The sequence below is a fragment of the Clostridiales bacterium genome (assembly GCA_012512255.1).
Taxonomy (GTDB): domain Bacteria; phylum Bacillota; class Clostridia; order Christensenellales; family DUVY01; genus DUVY01.
The window spans coordinates 1-7135 of record JAAZDJ010000056.1 but is presented as its reverse complement, the minus strand read 5'-3'; the positions used below and the strand labels follow the sequence as shown (position 1 = coordinate 7135).

4 protein-coding genes are annotated in these 7135 nt (G+C 35.9%); all 4 read left to right on the top strand.

What is annotated here, in order from left to right:
- On the top strand, window positions 1–595 hold a 595-nt coding region (gene yunB, locus GX756_02955), incomplete at its 5' end, for a sporulation protein YunB (GenBank protein ID NLC16817.1).
- A gap of 326 nt (window positions 596–921) precedes the next feature.
- Entirely contained in the window at window positions 922–1956 is a 1035-nt protein-coding gene (pheS, locus tag GX756_02950; GenBank protein NLC16816.1) for a phenylalanine--tRNA ligase subunit alpha, read from the top strand.
- Window positions 1957–1975: 19 nt separating this feature from the next.
- Complete coding sequence (locus tag GX756_02945; GenBank protein ID NLC16815.1) at window positions 1976–4366, top strand: phenylalanine--tRNA ligase subunit beta; 2391 nt, start codon at window positions 1976–1978, stop codon at window positions 4364–4366.
- Between the two features lie 561 nt (window positions 4367–4927).
- Window positions 4928–7135 (top strand): hypothetical protein (locus GX756_02940; protein NLC16814.1); only part of this gene is annotated, 2208 nt, incomplete at its 3' end.

Here is a 7135-nt window from a genome sequence, read left to right as displayed (position 1 = left end):
TCTATCAGTTTATATCTTTTTTCAACGGAATGTAAATCCGGTAATAATCGCGGTTTCGCAAAAACAAGTTGAAGCTATGACAAATATGTCGGTTTCGCATGCGATTAGCGAAATTTATTCGCAAAATATAAATTATACCGATTTGGTTTATATTATTTATGACGAAAACGGCAAAGTAAGTATGATTTTGGCTAATACGACAAAAATCAATCAAGTAACCCAAAATATTGCCCAAAAAACATATTATCATATTGAACAATTGGGAAAAGACGGCGTAAAGATTGCGCTGGGAACATTGACAGGCATGCCGATTTTTACAGAAAAAGGCCCTCAAGCTTCTTTTGAGATATTGCCCGTGGGGTCGGTTCAATGCGAATTAAAATCAAGTTTTGACTCCGCAGGGATTAATCAAACGCATCATAAGATTTTTGTTTCGGTCAATGCCGATGTTGTAGTTGTGATACCCGGACTTAAAGACAAAAAAATAAAGGCTAGTTCTGTCGCTTTGCTTGCTGAAAGCATTATAATAGGCGAAGTGCCAAAAACTTATTTGGCGTTTAATAATATGCATTCAATGTTAGATTTGACTCCTTAAAAAAATTTTTATGCAGTCATTAAAACATTGATTAAAAAATTTTTTTATGTTATCATAATACAAAATAAAATCAATTAAAAACTATGACCGCTTGATTATTAAGTTATTGGGCAAAGTTTTTTACAGAGAAAACGGTCCATAGGCTGAGAGGCCGTTAAAAACTTCAATAACGAACTTCGCAAGCGAGAGTTTCCTGCTAAAAACAGGACGCATAAGATAGCGTTAAAATTATTGAGTCTGTCATTAATAATGATGGAGAAGTAAGGTGGTACCACGGTATATCCGTCCTTTGTAGGACGGTTTTTTTATAGGAGGGCAATAAAATTATGGAGCAAAAGCTAAAACAATTAGTGAAAACTTGCATATCAAAATTAAACGATTGTCAAGATTTGAATTCTTTGAATTTCTTAAAAGTTAAAATCTTAGGCAAAAATGGCGAGCTTACTCAAATATTGCGCGGCCTAAAAGATTTGCCTCCGCAAGAGAGGCCGCAAGCGGGAAAAATAATAAATGAAACCAGAGAGCGAATAGAAAGACTAATTAATGAAAAAGAAGTTATCTTAAACGAGCTTGAACTCAAAAAAAGGCTAGAGCAAGAACGCATAGACATTACTCTTCCCGCGGCCAAAGTTTTGCGAGGCGGGCTTCATCCGCAAACGATTGTCCGTAATAGAATTATTGAGATATTCACTTCTATGGGTTATTCGGTGGAAGACGGGCCTGAGATTGAAACGGAATATTATAATTTTGAAGCCCTAAATATTCCCGACGACCATCCGGCAAAAGACATGCAAGACACATTTTTTATAACAGAAAATTTTAAGCATAATATTATTTTGAGGTCCCAAACATCCAACACTCAAATACGAATAATGGAAAAAACCAAACCGCCTATCAAAATGATAAATCCAGGCAGGGTTTATCGTTGCGACGATATAGACGCGACCCATTCGCCCATGTTTCATCAAGTAGAAGGTTTGGTCGTGGATAAAGGAATCAGCATGTGCGACCTTAACGGTACGCTGAGCGCTTTTGTGAAAGAACTTTTTGGCGAAAAAACGCGAGCGAGATTGCGCCCTTCATTTTTCCCGTTTACCGAACCGAGCGTGGAGGCTGACGCGTCCTGTCCTTTCTGCGACGCCAAGGGCTGCAAAATTTGCAAAGGCGTAGGTTGGATAGAAATTTTGGGCGCGGGCATGGTCAATCCAAAAGTATTGGAAAATTGCAATATAAACTCCAATGTTTATACAGGTTTTGCTTTTGGTTTAGGAATAGACCGCATAACCAATATTCTTTACGGAATAACCGATTTGCGAATACCTTTTGAAAATGACATTAGATTTTTAAAACAATTTAGATAAGACAGGAGAGTAAAAGCAGATGAAAGTTCCATTAAGTTGGTTGAAAGATTTTGTGGATATAGACGATATATCGCCCGAAGATTTGGCGGAGAAATTGACCAATATAGGTTTTGAGATTGAAGAAATTCAATATTTGGGCCAAAATATTGAAAAAGTTTTTACAGGCAAAATAACAAAAATTGAAAAACACCCTAACGCAGATAAACTAGTTGTTTGCGCCCTAGACTTAAGCTATCAAAAATTAACCATAGTAACAGGCGCAGATAATATAAAAGAAGGCGATATTGTGCCTGTGGCGATAGACGGCGCGATATTGCCCTGCGGAAAAAATATAAAAAATAGCGTAATAAGAGGCGTAACATCGCAAGGTATGCTTTGTTCAGGCGAAGAGCTTTGTATTGACGATAGTGTTATTGAAGGGGCAGAAGTTGATGGAATCTTGATTTTGCCTACCGATACCGAGTTAGGGGCGGATATAAAAACAGTTTTGGGCTTGGACGACTATATCTTTGATGTTTCGGTTACGCCCAATAGGCCCGATTGCAACAGCATATGGGGAATAGCACGCGAGGTTGGCGCTGTATTGGACAAAAAAGTTAATCCGCCTTCTTTAAAATATGAAGTTGATGGCGCTATCAATAATGACATAAAGGTAAATGTATTAAATTATGACCTATGTCCAAGATATATGGCAAGCCGCATAAAGCACGCTAAAATTATGCCTTCGCCCAAATGGATGCGCGATAGATTAAGAAAGGTTGGAATAAGAGCTATCAACAACTTCGCGGATATTACCAACTATATTTTGATTGAAATAGGTCAACCTATGCATGCTTTTGACTACCGCAATATTGAAGGAAAGGTCATCAACGTCCGAACAGCCAAAGCAGGCGAAAAAATAACGGCTTTGGACGAAAAATCGTATTCTTTAAAGCCCGACCATTTGGTCATAGCGGACGGAAAAAAACCAATAGCCATAGCAGGAATTATGGGAGGGGAATATAGTTCTATAGCGCCTGACACTACCGATGTGGTTTTTGAATCCGCAATCTTTGCGCGCGGCAGCGTAAGATCAACTTCCAGAAGCCTAGGTTTGGCGTCCGAATCAAGCGCTAGGTTTGCCAAAGGGGTTGATTACTGGTCTTGCGAAACCGGGATGAAAAGAGCGCTTGCGCTTGTTTGCGAATTGGGATGCGGAAAGATAGCGGGGGATATTATAGACATCAAACCAAAAGAACAAAAAGAAAAAGTAATTGATGTTTCAATCAGTAGAATAAACAGCTTGCTGGGAATTGAAATACCTTCTCATAAAATTATTGAAATTTTAAACCGCCTTGAAATTGGCGCAAAATTAAAAGGGTATACATTGACTTGCGCGATACCCTTATTTAGAACGGACTTGGAAAATCATGCCGATATCGCGGAAGAAGTGATAAGATATTATGGATACGATAAGATTGGATTTAGCTTGCCAAATACAAGTTCTAGCATCAAAATTGGCGCTAACAAGTTTTATAAAGCTGCCCAACAAACCAAACAAACATTGGTAGGTTTAGGCTTATACGAAATCTTAACATATTCTTTTATCAATAAAGATTGGCTTGTTAAGCTTAATTTGGATAAGAACGATTATCGGCTAAAAACCATTGATCTTCTTAATCCTTTGAGCGAAGAACACGGCTCAATGAGAACGACGCTTATACCAAATCTATTGACTGTGGCAGCTTATAATCTCAACCATAAAAATAACGAGTTTAGATTGTTTGAATTATCAAGAGTGTATTTGCCCAAAAATTTGCCGCTTGAAGATTTGCCGCAAGAACCAAATTATTTGGGCGTTGTAATTTGCAATGAGGCTGATAATTTCCTTACGGTAAAAGCTATAGCGAAAAATGTTCTGCAGGATTTTGGATTAAGCGCTTCTTATAAAAGATCCAACGAACCTTTCTTGCATCCCGGTATTAGCGCTGACATAAAGTTAAACGGCCAAAAGATTGGTTTTTTGGGCGCCATGCATCCGAGCGTCTTGCAAAATTATGATATAGAAAAAACTTTGTATATATTAGAATTGGATTATGATAAAATATGGCAACATAAAAAATCAATAACATTCAAACCGTTATCAAAATTTCAAGCTATAGAAAGGGACTTGGCGTTTTTAGTAAAAGAAGAAACGCCCGCTCAAGAACTTATTGACCATATACAAAAAAGCGCGGGGCCCTATCTTGAATCCGTTGAATTGTTTGATGTATATACAGGTGCGCAAATAGAAAAAGGATATAAGAGCATGGCGTTTTCTCTGGTGTTTAGGTCACATGAGAAAACTTTAAAAGACGAAGACATTGCCAAAAATATTGACAAAATTATAAGAGGGTTAAAATATAAATATAACGCTGAACTGCGTTCATAAAAAGGGTTTTAAACAAATTAAGATAGTATAATAAAAACATTAGCATCAACGCCCAATTTTATGGGCGTTGATGTTGTTATTAAAAAAGATTTTTAAATTAAATTTTAGGTTTTTAATAAAATGCTGCAATAAATCAAATTATTAAGCGATAAAAAGGCGATAATGGCTTTAAAAAAAAAGAAAATAAACCAAAAATAACACAGCCCATAGTACTTTGCCTGATAGAGTAATATGCCAAAACAATTTTTTCTTATTAATAATTGCCGATTAATCGCCTAATAATGATTAACATGTCAAAGCAAAGTTATATTTAACTTATAAAAAATTTTAATTATAATAATATAATCCTGATGAGATAATCATTATATAAGTTATTTGAAATTTATATCCCTATTTCAAAACCATTCATAATAATAACCTACTTACTGCTTACAATTTATAATAATTATCTAGAAATTATAATCTTGTGTTATTGAATTTTACAGATTATAATAAAAAAAGAAGTATGATATCTTATTAATAAATAATGGAATAAGAAAAAAAATATATTATGGAGAGCTAATGACTTCAAAGAATACTTTAAATGTAATTGAATTTGACAAAATATTAAACATAGTTTCTTCTTATGCGATATCTAATATTGGCAAAGAGTATTTGCTAAGGACTGCGCCTACAAATGATGTTGACGCCGCCAATAACGCCCTTGATTTGACTTACGAAGCGTTTCGTGTATTATATGAAAAAGCTATAGATCCGATAGATTATTTTGACGATATAGAGCAGTTAATTCAAAAAGCAAAGATAAACGCTATATTAAGCTGCGGCGAGTTACTAAAAATTGGCCGCGCAATAAAAGCCGCGCATACCGCGATTTACAAATTAAAGCCTTTATCGGAATTTGATAAACTAAAAAATATAATTAATGAAATTACGCCTTTAGAAAAGCTATATGAGAACATACAAATTTCTATTTTGGATGAAAACGAAGTAAGCGATAAAGCGTCCGAAAAGCTTGCTTCTATTAGACGGAAAATAGCAAATTCTAAAGCAAACATAAAAGAAAAATTAAACAATTATATAAAATCGCCGACTTATTCAAAATACCTTCAAGATAATATCATTACTGTCCGCAACGAGCGCTTTGTTATTCCGGTCAAAATGGAGTTTAAAAATGAAATTAAAGGATTGTTGCATGACCAGTCATCAAGCAAAGCTACGGCCTTTATTGAGCCTATGCAGGTGGTTGAACTTAACAACCAATTAAAATCATTGTTAATTGACGAACAGCTTGAGATTGAGAGAATATTAACACAATTAACTTACGAGGTAAACAATAACGCGGACGCGTTAATGCGAAATCAAAAAGCGCTTATTGCTTTAGATACGGTTTTTGCCAAAGCCCGATATGCCCAACACATAAAAGCGACTAAGCCCTTTATTACTCAAGACTATTATATAAACATAAAAAAAGGCAGACATCCATTAATACCTCAAGACAAAGTTGTGCCTATAGACATAGAGGTGGGCGGCAAACATAAAGTTTTGATTATATCCGGACCTAACACGGGCGGAAAAACCGTGTCTATAAAAACCGTAGGCTTATTTGCGGCCATGGCGGCTAGCGGTTTTATGCTGCCCGCGCAAGAAATCACTTTGCCGATATTCAAAAAAATATTTTGCGATATAGGCGATTTTCAAAGCATTGAAAACTCTTTGAGCACTTATTCATCGCATATAAAAAATATTGCCGATATTACCGACAACCTAACTCAAGGCAGCTTAATTTTGATTGACGAGATCGGCGCGGGAACAGACCCTACAGAAGGCGCCGCTTTGGCCATAGGGATAATAAAGTATTTATTAAAATTTGATGTTTTGGCGGTTGTTACGACCCATTATTCAGAATTAAAAGAGTTTTCTTTGACCCATCCTAATATTCGCAACGCGTCAATGGAATTTGATTACAAAACTTTATTGCCGACTTACAAGGTTATGATGGATTTGCCCGGCACCAGCAACGCTTTGACCATAGCGGGACATTTGGGGCTTAATCATGAGATTTTGGAGGAAGCCAAAAAGACCATTAATCAAGAAAAACATAATTATGAAAATATATTAAGACTGGCGCGTTCATTAAAATCCCAGGCGCAAAAAGAATACGAGCAAGCGCGGTTGGAGCGCGAGCAACTTCAACAAAAAATCAAAGAGGTTATTAAAGAAAAAGAAGAATTGGCAAAAATAAAAGAAAAAATCCAATCAACAGCCGATAGGGAAGTAAAAGCCATAATCCAGAAAAAAACCGAACAAGCCAATAAATATATAGAGCAAATATCCCAAATATTAAAACAAGCTGAACTTGACCAGAGCCAATTGCTAAAAGCCAAACAATTGCGGACCGCGCTTGAGAAGCAGTTATATCATTACGATGAGGAAGAAATCAAAGATATAAAAGATTTGCGGACAGAAGATATAAAAATTGGCATGAACGCTTATTTGAAAAATCTCAATAAGGAATGCATTATTTTGACATTGCCGGACAAGAAAAAGCGATTAGATGTAAGCGTCGGCAATATGAAAATAAAAGTAAAAACAAGCGATTTGGGCGTTTTAAAAGAAACAGCGTTAAGGCAATCAGAAGAAAAAGAACCCAAAACAATAGAAAAGGCATTAAATACCGCTACAATTTCAATACCTCAAATTTCGCATGAAATAAATATTTTGGGGCACACGGTAGACGAGGCGATAGCAAAATTGGATGTGTTTATAGAC

Coding starts and splice junctions, on each gene's coding strand:
- GX756_02945 (NLC16815.1), top strand. CDS start 1,976: ATGAAAGTTCCATTAAGTTGGTTGAAAGATTTTGTGGATATAGACGAT.
- pheS (NLC16816.1), top strand. CDS start 922: ATGGAGCAAAAGCTAAAACAATTAGTGAAAACTTGCATATCAAAATTA.